Origin of the sequence: Promicromonospora sp. NPDC050880 (genome assembly GCF_044456525.1) — a bacterium.
In the GTDB taxonomy this organism is placed as follows: domain Bacteria; phylum Actinomycetota; class Actinomycetes; order Actinomycetales; family Cellulomonadaceae; genus Promicromonospora.
On the sequence record NZ_JBITFV010000002.1, the window covers coordinates 449,912 to 464,541 of the forward strand.

The following is a 14,630-nucleotide window of genomic DNA, read 5'->3' on the forward strand; positions in this document are numbered from 1 at the left end:
TCACGTGCGTTCCAGGAACTCCTCCTGGTCCTCGTCGAGCTGTGCCCGGATCGCGGCGGCGAGCTCCGGGAACTCCGTCAGATCGGGCGACGCCCGCACGACGTCGGTGGCCGCGGTGCGGGCCTCCTCGATGAGCCCGGCGTCCTTGACCACCCGCAGGAGCCGCAGGGAGCTCGCCCGGCCGGACTGGGCGGCCCCGAGCACGTCGCCCTCGCTGCGCAGCTCCAGGTCCAGGTTCGCGAGCTTGAAGCCGTCGGTGGTCTGGGTCATCGCCTCCAGGCGCGCGAAGGCCGGCGTGCCCGGCTCGGCGTCGGACACGAGGAGGCACAGGCCCGGGTCGGTGCCACGGCCCACGCGGCCACGGAGCTGGTGGAGCTGGGAGATGCCGAACCGGTCGGCGTCGAAGATGACCATCGCCGTGGCCTCGGGGACGTCCACGCCCACCTCGACCACGGTGGTCGAGACGAGCACGGGCGCCTCGCCGGAGGCGAACGCGGCCATGGCCGCGTCCTTCTGGTCGGGTGGCATCTGCCCGTGCAGGACGCCGATCTCGACGCCGGCCAGCTCGGGCCGCGAGCGCAGCTCCTCGACCACCTCGAGCACGGCGCGCAGCGGGGGCCGGTCGGCGGCGCCGTCGGTGCCCGGGTCCGCCGGGTCGAGGAACTCGGGCACGTCGTCGAAGTCCTTCGCCGCGGCCCGGCCGCTCACGCCGGCGGCGCCCGCCTGGTCCTCGTCCGGGTGGATCCGCGCGCACACGACGTAGGCGCGGCGGCCGGCGTCGACCTCCTCGCGGACGCGCGCCCAGGTGCGGTCGGTCCAGCGCACGTTGCGGGCCGGGACGGCGACGGTGGTGATGCCCGCGCGGCCGGCCGGCACCTCGGTGAGGGACGACGTCTCGAGGTCGCCGAACACGGTCATCGCCACGGTCCGCGGGATGGGCGTGGCGGTCATGACCAGCAGGTGCGGCGACACGCGCCCCTTGGCCCGCAGCGCGTCCCGCTGCTCGACGCCGAACCGGTGCTGCTCGTCTACGACCACGAGCCCGAGGTCGGCGAACTGGACGTGCTCCGACAGCAGCGCGTGCGTGCCGACCACGATCCCGGCCTCCCCGCTCGCGGCCTGCAGCAGCGCCTCCTTGCGCGCCTTCGCGCCCAGCGAGCCGGTCAGCAGCGCCACGCGGGTGCTCGCGCCCGTGCGTTCCGCGCCGAACAGCGTGCCGCCCTCCGCCAGGGGACCGAGGAGGGTGCGCAGGGTCCGGGCGTGCTGCGCGGCCAGCACCTCGGTGGGTGCGAGCAGCGCGGCCTGGCCGCCGGCGTCGACCACCTGGAGCATGGCGCGCAGCGCGACCACCGTCTTGCCGCTGCCCACCTCACCCTGGAGCAGGCGGTGCATGGGGCGGGGGTCGGCGAGCTCGGCGGCGATCTCCTGCCCCACGGAGCGCTGGCCGTCGGTGAGCGTGAACGGCAGCGACGCGTCGAAGTCGGCCAGGAGGCCGGGTGTGCCCGCGGGCAGCGGCGGGCGGGCGGTGGCGTCCTCGGCCGCCGTGCGCGCGCGGCGCTGCGCGAGCGCCGCCTGCAGCACGAACGCCTCCTCGAACCGCATCCGGTGCCGCGCCTGGTAGGCCTCCTCCATGGTCGCGGGCCGGTGCAGGCTGCGCAGGGCCGCGGCCCGGCCGGGCAGGCCATGGCGTTCCCGGACCTCGTCGGGCACCGGGTCGGGCACGTCGGCATCGGTCAGGGTGTCCAGCACGACCCGCAGGGCGCCCTGGATCTTCCAGCTCGGGATGCCGGCCGCCGCCGGGTAGATCGGGATCGGCTTGGTGGCGTGCTCCAGGAGAGCCTCGTCGCTGTCGAGGTCGGACTCCTCCCCCATGAGCGTGAAGTCCGGGTGCGTGAGCTGGCGTGTGCCCCGGTAGAGCCCGACGGTGCCCGTGAACAGGCCCTTCGCGCCGGGCACGAGCCGCTTCTCGTGGCTGTAGAGCGAGCCGCGGTGCTTGCCGAAGAAGGTGAGCGAGAGCCGGCTGGTCCCGTCCGTCACGACCACCTCCATCAGCGCCCCGTTGCGGTTGCGCATGGGCCGCACGGTCGCCTGCTCGACCTTGGCCAGGATGGTCACGTGCTCACCGACCTGGAGGGCCGCGATGTCCTCCAGCGCACCCGGGTCCGCGTACCGGCGCGGGTAGTGCCCGAGCAGGTCGCCCACGGTGCGCAGCCCGAGCTTGCCCAGCGCCGTCGCGGTGCGCTTGTCGAACGCGCACTCCAACCGCTCCTCCACCCGTGCGGTCATGCGTCCCCCTCCGTCTCCTGCCCGACGCCGGACTCCACGCCCAGGCGTACGCCGTCGCCCGGGAGGCCGGTCGCCAGCACCACGAGCTCGGCGTCCGGTGCGCGCCCGGCGAGCGTCGCCGCGAGACGCTCGGGCAGGTCGTCCGGGACGCCGGCGTCCAGCAGAGCCGTCACGACCGTGGTCGCGGGGCCGGCCGCACCGTGCAGGACGCCGGTCGCACCGTCGGCTCCCGCCGTCACCACGACGAGCCCGTCGAGCGCGTCGGTCACCACCCTGCGCGCGTCGACGCCGGGGTCGGCCGGCGCGCCGAACGGCAGCACCGTCCCGAGGGCCGCGAGCGCCACCACGGCGTGCACGTCCGACGGCGTCGTCACGGCCACCACCTCGTCGACGTCGAACGGCGTGCCCGCGCCGGCCGCCACCGCATCGGCCGCCACCGCATCGGCCCTCGCTGCATCGGCCGCCGCCGTGTCCGCGACGCCGGGCGTCCGTTCGCCCGCGGGCGCCGCCCCCGGCCCGAGGAACAGCACCCGCCGCGCGCCGGTCGACCCGGCGGCCCGCCCCACGTCGTCGGGCGTCAACGGCTCCACCACGGCCTCGACCCCGCCCGTCAGCAGCACGACGGCGCCGGCCCGCGCCAGCTCCGCCGCCAGCGACGGGGCCGCGGTGGCCGCGACCACGCCCCACTCGTGCTGCCCGGCCGCCTCCAGGTGCCGCACGTGCACCTGGGCGAGCGTCCCCGCGCGACCGGCGGCCGCCGCGACGGCGAGCGCGGCGTCGAGGCGGTCGGTGTGGACGTGCGCCTGCCACACACCCGTGCCCGTGCCGGCGTCCCCGCCGACCACGACCACCGAGTCGCCCACCTCGGCGAGCGCGGTGCGCAGCCCGGCCGCCACGGACTCCGGACCGTCGCCGACCGGGCCTGTGAGCACGAACATCAGCTCCAGCGCGCCGGTGCCGTGCGGTGCGCCGTGCGGCTCCGCGGGCCGGGGCACGGGGAGCCCCGCGGCGGCGTCCAGCAGCTCGTCCAGGTTCACGGTGTCCATGCTGCCGCCCGCCACTGACACTCCGGCGGGCGCCGGCTCCGCCCCGGGAGCGGCCGGCCGCCCGGACACCGCCGCCACCAGCGCGTCGAGCACGAGGACCAGGCCGAGCGCCCCGGCGTCGAGCACGCCCGCCGTCCGCAGGGCGTCGAGCTCGTCCCGGCTCGACCGGGCTGCGGCCCGGGCCGCGGCCGCCGCTGCGGCCACGGCGGCGGTGTCCCCGCCCGCGCCGCTGCCAGGCCCGGCCTCCGGCCCGCGCACGGCGCCGGCCGCTGCGTCCCCCGCTGTGTCCGCTGCGACGTCCGGCGCCACACCGAGTGCGGCGTCCGCCGTCACACTCGCCGTCACACTCGCCGCCGCATCCGCCGCCGCATCCGCCGCCGCATCCGCCGCCGCATCCGCCGCCGCATCCGCCGCCGCATCCGCCGCCGCATCCGCCGCGGTGAGGATGGTCCCCTCGGCCGGCCGCTCGACCGCGGACCGCGCGGACACCGCGGCCCGCCGGAGCAGGTCGGCGGCGTCGCCCCCGCGCCGTGCGGCGACCGCCAGCCCGCGCAGCCACTCGCTGAGGATCACGCCGGAGTTGCCGCGGGCGCCCAGCAGGGCCGCCCGCGCGAGCGTCGCCAGGAGCTCCGGTCCGCTCGCGTCCGCGGGCGCACGCTCGACGGCTCGCTCCCCCTCCCGCAGGGTCAGGTAGAGGTTGGTGCCGGTGTCGGCGTCCGCCACAGGGAAGACGTTGACCTGGTCGATCGCGCCGCGCTCACGCCGCAGGGCCGCGGTCGCGCCGCGGGTCCAGGAACGCACCACTGCCGGGTCGTCGAGACGGACGCCGGCGGGGAACGGCCCGGGTCCGGTCGCCCTGCTGCCGCTGTCGACGTCGGTCACGCTCTGCCCTCCTGGACGTGGCACGGGACGGGCCGCGCGCGGGCACGGCACCGGACGCCCCCGGGCACCTGCCCGCGGACGGATCCCACCGTACCCAGCGGCCGGGGCACTCGCGTGCGACGATCCACAGCCCCGTCCGGCGCCAGGTGTGACGCACCACCTCGGCGCTACGGTTTGAGGGCCCGGCCCGCGATCGGGTACTCTGTCGAAGTTGCCTGGTCGGCCGAGAAGCGTTGTTCGCTCCGAGGTGTCCGGGCGTCCCCCTTAGACCATCCATCACGTCGTGCTGTCGTTCTGCACAGGCGTGCACGACATTCAGGAGACACCGTGGCTGCCAACTGCGACGTCTGCGGCAAGGGCCCGGGCTTCGGGCACAGCGTTTCGCACTCCCACATCCGCACCAAGCGCCGCTGGAACCCGAACATCCAGCGCGTCCGCGCGATCGTGGGCGGTACCCCGAAGCGTGTCAACGTGTGCACCTCCTGCCTCAAGGCCGGCAAGGTCACGCGTAAGGTCTCGGCCTGACGCTGCCGCAGCCGGGTCGCTGACGCGATCCGCACAGCTTTTCCCGAAGACGCCCACCCGGAACGCCTGGTGGGCGTCTTCGGCGTTCCCGTAACCTTAAATCTGGACCCAAGAGGTGGTTGCGCCGGCCACCACCGGGTGAAAAGGTGAGGTCATGATGGCACCGGAAGACGTGACCATCCGCCCAGCGACACGAACCGACGCCGAGGCCATCGCCCGCGTCGACATCGCGTCCTGGCGTGGTGCTTACTCCGAGATCCTGTCCGACTCCTACCTGGCGTCGCTCGACGTCACGCAGCGCGCCGGCCAGTGGACCTCCGCCGTCGGCGCGCGCGACACGACGGTGCTGGTCGCCGAGGACGAGCAGGGCACGGTCGGCTTCACGAGCGTGGGACCGTGCCGCGACGAGGACGCCGACCCGGGCGACCTCGAGATCTACGCCATCTACCTGCATCCGCGCGCCTGGGGCAGCGGCGTGGCCCGCGACCTGATGCGCACGGTGCTCGACGGGCTGGCCCCGGGCACCGTCGTGAGCCTCTGGATCCTGGAGGGCAACGAGCGCGCCCAGCACTTCTACCGCCGCCACGGCTTCCAGCACGACGGCACGGAGCGCATCGACGACATCGGCGGCCGCCCGCTCAAGCAGCTCCGCTTCCGCAAGGGCTGAGGTCGGCACGCTCCTGGCGAGGTCGGCACCTTGCTTCGAAGTCGGCACAGGCCTGTACCGATCTCGGTGCAAAGTGCCGACCTCGCCAGGATGGTGCCGATCTCACGCCCGGAAGTGGTCCCAGCCCGGGGTCGCCGTCGGTGCCTCGCCACCGATCGTGACGTCCCCGATCACAGCGGACCCGGCCACAGCAGACCCGGCCACAGCAGACCCGGCCACAGCAGACCCGGCCACAGCAGACCCGGCCACAGCAGACCCGGCCGCAGCAGACCCGGTCACAGCAGACCCGGCCGCAGCAGACCCGGCCGCAGCAGACCCGGGATCCAGCACCCGGCCGACGGCGGTCCAGCCCGCCGGCAGCACCGTCCCGGCCGGGAACGTCGCGAGCAGCCCGTGGTCCTCCCCACCGGACCAGACCCACGCGTCGGTCAGCCCGTCGACGTCCGAGCGCCCCGGACCCCACCCCGGGTCGCCCAGCCCCGTGGCGGCCGCGACGGCGCGCGCCGCCGACCGCAGCTCCGCCCGGCCCGCGGGGAACGCGTCCGGGTCGAGGTCGAGCCGGACACCGCTCGCCCGGGCCACCCGGCCGGCGTCCCGCAGCAGGCCGTCCGAGACGTCGAGCATCGCCGTGGCCCCCGCCCGGGCGGCCGCGATGCCCGCGGCGAGCGGCGGGTCCGGCCGCAGGTACGCGGCGACCAGCCGCTCCCAGGCGTCCTCGAGCACCACGCCGTCGGTGACCTCCAGCGGCGCCGGCGACAGCGGGGCCTGCACCAGCCCGGCCTCCAGGAGCGCCAGCCCCGCAGCGGACCAGCCCTGCACCCCGGCGTGCGCGACGACGTCGCCCGGCCGGGCCCCGGACCGCAGCACCGGCGCCCGCTCCTCCAGGTCACCGTGCACCGTCACGCTCACCATCAGGCAGGGTCCGCCCGCGAGGTCCCCGCCCACGGCCCCCGCCCCGACCGGTGCACAGCCGTCCGCCAGGCCCCGGGCCAGGCCGGTCACCCACTCCAGGTCGGTGTCCCCGGGCACCACCAGCGACGTGACCAGCGCGGTGGGTCGCGCGCCCATCGCCGCGACGTCGGCGAGGTTCTGCGCGGCGGCCCGGCGTCCGACGTCGTACCCCGTGGACCAGCGGGCGCGGAAGTGCCGGTCCTCGACGAGCACGTCGGTCGAGACGACGAACCGGCCGTCGGGCGCCGCGAGCACCGCGGCGTCGTCGCCCGGGCCGACCAGCGTGGCATCGCCCCGGGGCAGCAGGGGCACGATGTGCTCGAGGATCTGCTCCTCGGAGAGGTCACGGACGCGGAGTGTGGGGGCACCGTTCACTGGTAGACCATAAGGGACGTCCACCATCGGGGGCCGGGTAACGTATCTCCGTGCCTGCCGCCCGATTCCTCGCCGCATCGACCGCCGCCGTCCTCACCGTCGTGGCGCTGGCGGGGTGTGCGCGGACCATCGGCGTGGAGGCGGCGCCGCACGCCGCGGACCCGAAGTGCGCGGAGGTCATGCTCGCCGTGCCGGACGAGCTGGGCGGCGATCTGCCCAAGGTTCCCACGGACTCCCAGGCCACGGCGGCCTGGGGCGAGCCCGGCGGCGCGGTCACCATGCGGTGCGGCGTGGCCCAGCTCGGCCCGTCGGCCGACTGCCAGCACGTGGACTCCGGCGACGGGACCGCCGTCGACTGGATCGTCACGACCGACGACAAGGGCACGTGGTCGTTCGTCACCTACGGCCGCGAGCCCGCGGTCGAGGTGGTCGTGCCGCCGGCGGTCACCGAGGACCACTCGACGTCGTTCATCGCGGACCTCGCATCGGCCGTCACGCAGGTACCTGCCACGAAGGAGTGTCAGTGAGCCCAGCACCAGCCCCCACCGTCCCGCCCGTCCAGTCGCGGCGCGAGCGGCTGCGCGACGAGCTGCGCCGCGACGTGCTCGCCGCGGCCCGCCACCAGCTCGCCGGGCAGCACGGCCTGAGCAAGCTCACGATGGCCGCCGTCGCCAAGGAGGTCGGCGTCACGCCGCCCGCGCTGTACCGGCACTTCGAGAACCGGCAGGACGTCATCGCCCAGCTCTGCGCGCTCATCGTCGAGGAGGTGCTGGACCAGCTCGGCGCCGCCGTCGCGCGGCAGGAGCCGGGGGACGTCGCGGCCGCGCTCGTGGCCTCCTCGCGGGTGTCCCTCGACTGGGCGGTCCGCAACCCGGCCGAGTTCGACCTGATCATCGGCTCCGGCATCCGCGCGGAGCTGCCGGACGGCACCACCAGCCACACCCTCCAGCGCCGCATGGCCGAGATGGTCGGGGGCCACTACGTACCGCTGTTCCGCACGCTCGCGGCGTCGGGCGTGCCGCACCCGGCCGACGACGACATCGACCCCGCGCTGGCCGACCAGGTGCGCCGGTACCGGGACGCGGTGGGCGGGCCGGACCTGCCGCTCGGCGTCGCGCACCTGATGGTCACGGCCTGGCGGCAGGTCTACGGGCTGCAGTGCATGGCCGTGTACGGGCACCAGGAGTTCGCGTTCGGCGACCACGTGGCGCTGCACGAGGACATGGTCTCCGCGCTGCTGGCGCAGATGGGGCTGGACCCGCACCCGACGGTGCGCTGACCCGCGCTCACCGCACCATCGAGTCCTTGCCGGCCTCCATGGTGTGCAGCGCGTCGGCGTTCGTGATGAGCAGAACCGTGCCGCTGTAGGAGATCGACGGGTCCTTCATCGCCGCGCTCACCAGCTCCGCCAGCGCCGCCAGGTGCCGGGAGTCGTGCGCGCAGAGACGGTGCACGTGCTGCGAGGCGGTGACCATCTGCAGGGCGAACACCGGGTACTTCCACACCGGCTTCCAGAACCCGGTCCGCTGCCACAGGCGGGCCGCGGGCCACGCCGCGCCCGCGCACGCCATCGCGAGCGCCGCCTCCCACGGGATGCCGTCCGCCCCTGCCATCCGCAGCAGCAGGACCACCACCGCGACGATGCCGAACGGGTACGCGACCTGGTTGGCCCAGGCGCCGATGGGCTGCGGCTTGGCCACGCCGATCACCTCGAGCCGCATGACGTTGCCGAGCGCGAACGAGGTCAGCCCGACGGTGAGCACACCGTTCGCGACCCGTACCTCACGTACCGCGTACTTGTAGCGCGGCTCGCCCAGCATCCTGCCTCCTCAGCGCCCCGCCGGAGGGTCCCGGCCGTGGTCAGAGGCAGGGTACAGGCGATCAGCGCAGGCCGGTGGGCCGTTCGAGGGCGAGCTGGACGAGCTCGTCGATCAGCTCCGGATAGCTCATCCCGGAGGCCTGCCACATGCGCGGGTACATCGAGTACCGCGTGAAGCCCGGCATGGTGTTGATCTCGTTGACGACCACCCGCTCGTCCGGCGTGACGAACACGTCCACGCGGGCCAGCCCTTCGGCGTCGACCGCCTCGAACGTGCGCACGGCGATCTCCTGGACCTCCTTGGTGAGGTGGTCCGGCAGGTCGGCGGGGCAGCTCAGCTCCACCGCGGACTCGTCGAAGTACTTGGACTCGTAGTCGTAGAAGTCCTTGGACTCGTCGGTGACCACGATCTCGCCCGGCAGGGACGCGCGGGCCCGCTCGCCGTGGCGCCCGCCGAGCACCGAGCACTCGATCTCCCGGCCGACGATCGCGGCCTCGACGATCACCTTCGGGTCGTGCCGGCGGGCCTCCTCGACGGCGGCGGGCAGGTCGTCGAGCGTGTCCACCCGGGTCACGCCGAGCGACGACCCGGCGCGGGCCGGCTTGACGAACACGGGCAGGCCCAGCGCCTCGACGGAGCGCAGCACGTCGTCGTGCCGCCGCTCCCAGTCGCCCGGCTTGATCACCGCCCAGGGGCCGACGGGCAGGCCCTGCGCGCCGAGCACCATCTTCATGAAGTGCTTGTCCATGCCGACGGCGGAGGCCAGCACGCCGGACCCGACGTACCGGGCGTCGGCCAGCTCCAGCAGGCCCTGGAGGGTGCCGTCCTCGCCGTACGGGCCGTGCAGCAGCGGGAACACGACGTCGACGTCCGCGAGGGCGGACGGCACCTGGCCCGGTTCCATGACGCGCAGCGCGGAGTCGCCGACGGTCAGCGGGAGCACCACCTCGGCCGCGGACGCCGGGACCTCCGCGGCCTGGCCCTCGGTGATCGCCCAGCGCTCGGGCTCGTCGGCCGCGATGACCCACTGCCCCTGCGACGTGATGCCCACGGGCACCACGTCGTACTTCGAGCGGTCGATCGCGCCCAGCACGCCGCCGGCGGTGGCCACGGAGATGCCGTGCTCCCCGGAGCGCCCGCCGAACAGGATCACCACGCGGGTCCGCCCGGCGGCGTCGGGCGTGCCGGCGGCCGGCGTGCGGTCGTCGGCCGGCGCCGGCACGAGGGACTCGCCGTCCCCCACGGAGGCTGGTTCGGTGTGCTGCGACATCGCGCCGAGACTACCGGAACCGGCTATCCCGCGGTCGCCCGGAGGTCCTTGCGCAGGATCTTGCCGGACGCCGACTTCGGCACCGCCTCGATGAACTCCACCGCGCGCACCTTCTTGTACGGGGCCACCTGCCCGGCGACGAACGCGACGACGTCGGCCTCCGTCAGCGTCGCCCCCGGCGCGGTCACCACGAAGGCCTTCGGGATCTCACCGGCCTCCTCGTCGGGTACGCCGATCACCGCCGCGTCGGCGATCCCGGGGTGCGTCAGCAGCAGCGCCTCCAGCTCGGCGGGCGGCACCTGGTAGCCCTTGTACTTGATGAGCTCCTTGAGCCGGTCGACCACCCGGAACACACCGCCGGCGTCGACCGTCACGATGTCGCCCGTGTGCAGGAACCCGTCCGGTTCCAGGGTGTCCGCCGTCGCCTGCGGGTTGCCGAGGTACCCGCGCATCACGTTGGGCCCGCGGCACAGCAGCTCACCCGGGTCGGAGACGCCCTGCGCCGGCTGGTCGATCTCCGTGCCGGTGGCCGGGTCGACGATCCGCGCCTCCATGCCCGCCACGAGCAGGCCGACAGCGCCCGGCGAGATGTCCGGGCGGTCGAACGGGATGCAGTGCGAGACCGGCGACATCTCCGTCATGCCGTAACCCTGCAGCACCCGGACGCCGAGCCGGTCGGCGACCGCCGCCGCGAGCTTCTCGTCCAGCGGCGCGGCGCCCGACAGCACGGCCCGCACGCTGCTCGTGTCGTGCTCGCCGACCAGCGGGTGCTTGGCCAGGGCGAGCGCGATGGGTGGCGCCACGAACAGGAAGGTCGCCCGGTGCTCCTGGATCACCCCCAGGTACTGCCCCAGGTCGAACCGCGGGAGGGTCACCAGCCGCGCGCGGGTGCGCAGGGCCAGGTTGAGCAGCACCGTCATCCCGTAGATGTGGAAGAACGGCAGCACGCACGGCACCACGTCGTCCCGGCCGACGCCGATGGCCAGCGTCTGCGCCACGTTCGCCACGAGGTTGGTGTGGGTGAGCATGACGCCTTTGGGCCGGCCCGTGGTGCCCGACGAGTACGGCAGGACGGCGAGGTGGGTGGCGGGGTCGAACGACACGTCCGGGGCGGGGTGCGGATCGGCCAGGAGGTCGGCCAGGGAGAGGTGACCGTCGGCGCCGTCGAGCACCACGATCTGGTCGTCGCCCAGGCCGGCGCCCCGGGCCCCGGCGCCGCCCGCCGCGAGCAGCGCCGAGACGGTGATCAGGAGCCGCGCACCGGAGTCGGCGAGCTGCTTGGTCACCTCGGGGGCGCTGGCCAGGGCGTTCACGGTGGTCACGGTGACCCCGGCCCGCAGCAGGCCGTGGAACACGGTCACGTACGCGGGCACGTTCGGCGCGTGCAGGGCCACGACGTCACCGACGCCGAGACCGCGGGCCGCCACCGCGCCCGCCACCGCGTCGATCTGGGCCAGGAGCGAGCGGAACGTCGTGACCGACCCGCTGACGCCGTCGACCACCGCCACCCGGTCCTGGTCCTCGGGAGTGATGTCACCGAACAGGTACTCGTGGACGCTGACGGACGGGATCTCCACGTCGGGCAGCGGGCTGCGGACAACCATCTTCGGTCTCCTTGCGGTCGGGGCGCCGGACCTCGTCGTCCGGCGCACGAGCATGACGCACCAGCATGACGCACGAGCATTGTCGCGGCAGACGGCGCCGCGCGCACGGACCGGCGCCCGGCGTCGCCCCCGCGGTCGGGCCGCCGGTGCCGGCGGACCGGCCGCGGTGACGGGCCGTCAAGCCCGGAACGCCGCGAGCAGCACCGGCACCAGCCGGCCCCACGACGGCGCCGCCGCGTACCGGGTCAGGGCCCGGCCCGTCTCGGTGCCGCTGCGGGAACCGCTGAACCACGGCGGCTTCGGGAAGAGCGAGAGCTCGCCGCGCAGCACGCTGCGCGGGAACGGCCGGAACGGGCCGGTCAGGACGGTCCGCTCCGGCCCGGACAGCAGGTGCCCGTTGTGCACCACGTCGATGCCGGAGCCGACGTCGGCGAGCGTGTGCCCCGGGTACGCGCCCCAGGTGGCACCCGGCAGCAGGAAGCTCACGCCCGTCCACGCGTTGATCGCGACGGTGCCGTAGCGCAGGTCGGCGATCAGCCCGTCGAACGCCGGGCCCATCGCCCGGCGGTCCTGCGGCCGCACGACGACGTTGGCGCCGAGCGTCCCGGACAGGGAGTCGTTGGCGAGGCCGACGGCCGCGCGCAGGAACTCGGCCCCGTGTCCCGGCACCTCGATCCACGCCAGGACGGCCGCGAAGTACTCGTCGGTGCAGGCCGGGTCGCCCGGCTCGACCCGGGTCAGGATCCGGCCGGCCAGGTGCTCCGCCCGCGGGTGGGCGTCCCGGGCCCGGGCCACCTTCGCGTCCGTGCCCGGGTACCAGGGGTCGCGGGCGGGCATCCGCGCCAGGGCGGCCCGCAGCTCCGCGAGGAAGTCGTCCTTCTGCGCCCAGTCGGCCGACAGCACGACCACCTGGCCCGCCACGCAGTTGTGCCCGGCGTTGTGCAGGCGCATGGACACCAGGTGCTCGGCCTGGAACCGCAGGTCGGCAGCGCTCCAGCGGCCCGGCACCACGATCATCGGGGCCACGCCGCCCAGCTCGCTCGTGATCGGCACCGTCAGCTGCGGGTCGCCCGCGGCGCGGCGCCGCCCGGCCTCCTCGCCGGTGCCCCACACGATGGCGTCGTGCGTGCCGGCGGACCCGGTGACGTGCACCTTGTCGATGCCGTCGTGCCGCGTGAGGTAGGCGCCGACGGCGGCGTCGCCCGTGACCACCCGCACCACCCCCGCCTCGACCAGGGGCGCGAGCGCCGCACGGTAGACGTCCAGCAGGCCGTCGAACGTGGGGTTGAGCTTGACCAGCGAGGCGCGGTTGTGCGCGACGAGCTCGTAGAACGCGTCGAGCGGGGCGATGGACGAGATGTTGCCCGCACCGAGCACCAGCCCGACGCCGCCGTACTCCCCCACCTTGCCCGCACCCAGGCCGGCCTCGGCCCGCACCTGACGTCCGGGCACGCCCGGCGGCATCCACACCTCGGCCCGGAAGCCGTTGAACAGCACCCACTCCTGGGCGGTGCGCGGCAGCACCCGCACCGCCACCCGGTTGCCCGGGGCCACGCCGACGTGCAACCCGTCGAGCGGGGAACCGCCGGCCGCGAGCGCCTCGTAGGACCGCGCGTAGGCGGCGGCGCTCTCCAGGGCACCGTACGGGCCGGTCATCCACTCCTCGCCCGCGTAGGGGGCGGACGGCTCGATCTGCTTGGCCTCGACCGCGGCGGCCACCCAGTCCTGGGCGGCACCGGCGATCGACGCGTGGACCCTGCGGAACAGCGCGGCGCGGTCTGCGACCGGGGTGTGCGCCCACCGTTCGGCACCGACCTTGAGCTCCTCGACGGCCCGGTCGAGGTCGCGCCGTGTGCCGGCCTGCGTGTCGGTCACGCTCATCTGCTGTCTCCTTCGACCGCGGTCTCACTGACGCGTGCTCCAATAGTTCGCGGGCCCAGCCTAGAGGGCGGGACGGGTCGAGGGCGACACCGGCCGGCACACTTCCCGGCGGGAATTTCCACGCCGGGCATTGCGCACCGGGGCTAGCCTCATGGGGTGACTTTTCTCCTGTCCGAGGAACTGCTCGCCGGCATGCGGGACCGCGCCGGCGACTACGACCGCGACAACGCCTTCTTCGCCGAGGACCTGGCCGACCTCCAGGCCGCGGGCTACCTCGGCGCGATGGTCCCCACGGCCCTCGGTGGTTCGGGCCGCACCCTGCACGAGACCGCCCGCGAGCAGGCGCGCCTCGCCGCCCACGCGCCGGCGACCGCGCTGGCCGTGAACATGCACCACGTATGGGTGGGCGTGGGCCGCTACCTGCACGACCGCGGCGACTCGTCGCTGGACTGGCTGCTGGCGGAGGCCGCGGCGGGCGAGGTGTTCGGCTTCGGCTACTCCGAGCCGGGCAACGACCTGGTGCTGCTCGGCTCGCGCACCGAGGCCCGGCCCGACGGCGTGGGTGGGTACACGTTCCACGGCCGCAAGATCTTCACGTCCAACTCCCCCGCCTGGACGCGGCTGGGCGTGCTGGGCCTGGAGGCGCCGGACGGCAAGGGCGGGGACCCCCGGCTCGTGCACGCCTTCGTGACCCGCGACGGTGGCGGGTTCGAGATCCTCGACGACTGGGACACGATCGGCATGCGTGCGTCCCAGTCGCGCACCACGATGCTCGACGGCGCCCACGCGCCGGCCGCCCGGGTGCTGCGCCTGCTGCCGCCCGGGCCGTCGCTGGACCCGTACGTGCTCGGCATCTTCACCTCGTTCGAGGTGCTGCTGTCGTCGGTGTACGCGGGCATCGCGGACCGGGCGCTGGAGCTCGCCGTCGATGCCGCGCGGCGCCGCACGTCGATGAAGACCGGCACGGCGTACGCGCAGGACCCCGACGTGCGGCGGCGGATCGCCGACATGGCGCTCGCGCAGGACGCCGTCTGGCTGCAGATCGACGGGATCACGCGCGACCTGGACGCCTCGGCGGCGGATCCCGCCCTGGACCGCGGCGCGGGCTGGTTCCGGGCGACCGCCGGGCTGAAGGTGCGCGTCACCGAGGCGGCGCGCGAGATCGTGGACCAGGCGATCCGGGTCTCGGGCGGCTCCACCTACTTCAACGGCTCGGAGCTGGGCCGGCTGTACCGCGACGTGCTGGCGGGGATCTTCCACCCCTCCAGCGACGACTCGGCGCACGCGACGGTGGCGCAGTCGCTGCTGGGCCCGCTGGACTGA

The 14,630-nt window shown here is 74.8% G+C and carries 12 protein-coding genes; 5 read left to right on the forward strand and 7 right to left on the reverse strand.

What is annotated here, in order from left to right; genetic code table 11:
- Together ACIBBF_RS05900 and ACIBBF_RS05905 are read right to left on the reverse strand one after the other, a co-directional pair.
- On the reverse strand, window positions 1–2,286 hold the full coding sequence (locus ACIBBF_RS05900; RefSeq protein WP_397411459.1) for an ATP-dependent DNA helicase RecG: 2,286 nt from the start codon (window positions 2,284–2,286) through the stop codon (window positions 1–3).
- Window positions 2,283–4,214: a DAK2 domain-containing protein gene (locus ACIBBF_RS05905; protein WP_397411461.1), complete on the reverse strand. Its 1,932-nt coding sequence runs from the start codon at window positions 4,212–4,214 to the stop codon at window positions 2,283–2,285. Before ACIBBF_RS05905 ends, ACIBBF_RS05900 begins: the two co-directional genes overlap by 4 nt.
- 327 nt (window positions 4,215–4,541) lie before the next feature.
- Between ACIBBF_RS05905 and rpmB the strand changes: the two genes are divergently transcribed.
- The gene (rpmB, locus tag ACIBBF_RS05910; protein WP_119143026.1) at window positions 4,542–4,739 is read left to right on the forward strand and encodes a 50S ribosomal protein L28; all 198 of its coding nucleotides are present in this window, start codon (window positions 4,542–4,544) and stop codon (window positions 4,737–4,739) included.
- A 154-nt stretch (window positions 4,740–4,893) separates the two neighbouring features.
- Window positions 4,894–5,406 carry a GNAT family N-acetyltransferase gene (locus ACIBBF_RS05915; protein ID WP_397411463.1) on the forward strand — a complete coding sequence of 171 codons (513 nt, stop codon included), beginning with the start codon at window positions 4,894–4,896 and terminating at the stop codon, window positions 5,404–5,406.
- Between the two features lie 102 nt (window positions 5,407–5,508).
- On the opposite strand, the gene ACIBBF_RS05920 is transcribed toward ACIBBF_RS05915, so the two are convergent.
- Window positions 5,509–6,759 (reverse strand): thiamine-phosphate kinase, encoded by a 1,251-nt coding sequence (locus ACIBBF_RS05920; protein ID WP_397411465.1) that lies wholly within the window; start codon window positions 6,757–6,759, stop codon window positions 5,509–5,511.
- A 23-nt stretch (window positions 6,760–6,782) separates the two neighbouring features.
- On the opposite strand from ACIBBF_RS05920, the gene ACIBBF_RS05925 reads away from it, so the two are divergent.
- Both ACIBBF_RS05925 and ACIBBF_RS05930 read left to right on the forward strand, forming a co-directional pair.
- The gene (locus ACIBBF_RS05925; RefSeq protein WP_397411467.1) at window positions 6,783–7,259 is read left to right on the forward strand and encodes a DUF3515 family protein; all 477 of its coding nucleotides are present in this window, start codon (window positions 6,783–6,785) and stop codon (window positions 7,257–7,259) included.
- Entirely contained in the window at window positions 7,256–8,011 is a 756-nt protein-coding gene (locus ACIBBF_RS05930; protein ID WP_397411469.1) for a TetR/AcrR family transcriptional regulator, read from the forward strand. The genes ACIBBF_RS05925 and ACIBBF_RS05930 overlap by 4 nt, the downstream gene beginning before the upstream one ends.
- A 7-nt stretch (window positions 8,012–8,018) precedes the next feature.
- On the opposite strand, the gene ACIBBF_RS05935 is transcribed toward ACIBBF_RS05930, so the two are convergent.
- From ACIBBF_RS05935 to ACIBBF_RS05950, 4 genes are all read right to left on the reverse strand, one after another.
- Complete coding sequence (locus ACIBBF_RS05935) at window positions 8,019–8,552, reverse strand: hypothetical protein (RefSeq protein ID WP_397411471.1); 534 nt, start codon at window positions 8,550–8,552, stop codon at window positions 8,019–8,021.
- A 61-nt stretch (window positions 8,553–8,613) separates the two neighbouring features.
- Window positions 8,614–9,822, reverse strand: coding sequence for a D-alanine--D-alanine ligase family protein (locus ACIBBF_RS05940; protein WP_397411473.1), 1,209 nt, complete (start codon window positions 9,820–9,822; stop codon window positions 8,614–8,616).
- 23 nt (window positions 9,823–9,845) lie between these two features.
- Window positions 9,846–11,426 (reverse strand): AMP-binding protein, encoded by a 1,581-nt coding sequence (locus tag ACIBBF_RS05945; protein WP_397411475.1) that lies wholly within the window; start codon window positions 11,424–11,426, stop codon window positions 9,846–9,848.
- 177 nt (window positions 11,427–11,603) lie between these two features.
- Window positions 11,604–13,307, reverse strand: a complete 1,704-nt coding sequence (locus ACIBBF_RS05950) for an aldehyde dehydrogenase family protein (RefSeq protein WP_397411477.1) — start codon at window positions 13,305–13,307, stop codon at window positions 11,604–11,606.
- A gap of 192 nt (window positions 13,308–13,499) precedes the next feature.
- On the opposite strand from ACIBBF_RS05950, the gene ACIBBF_RS05955 reads away from it, so the two are divergent.
- Complete coding sequence (locus ACIBBF_RS05955; protein ID WP_397411766.1) at window positions 13,500–14,630, forward strand: acyl-CoA dehydrogenase family protein; 1,131 nt, start codon at window positions 13,500–13,502, stop codon at window positions 14,628–14,630.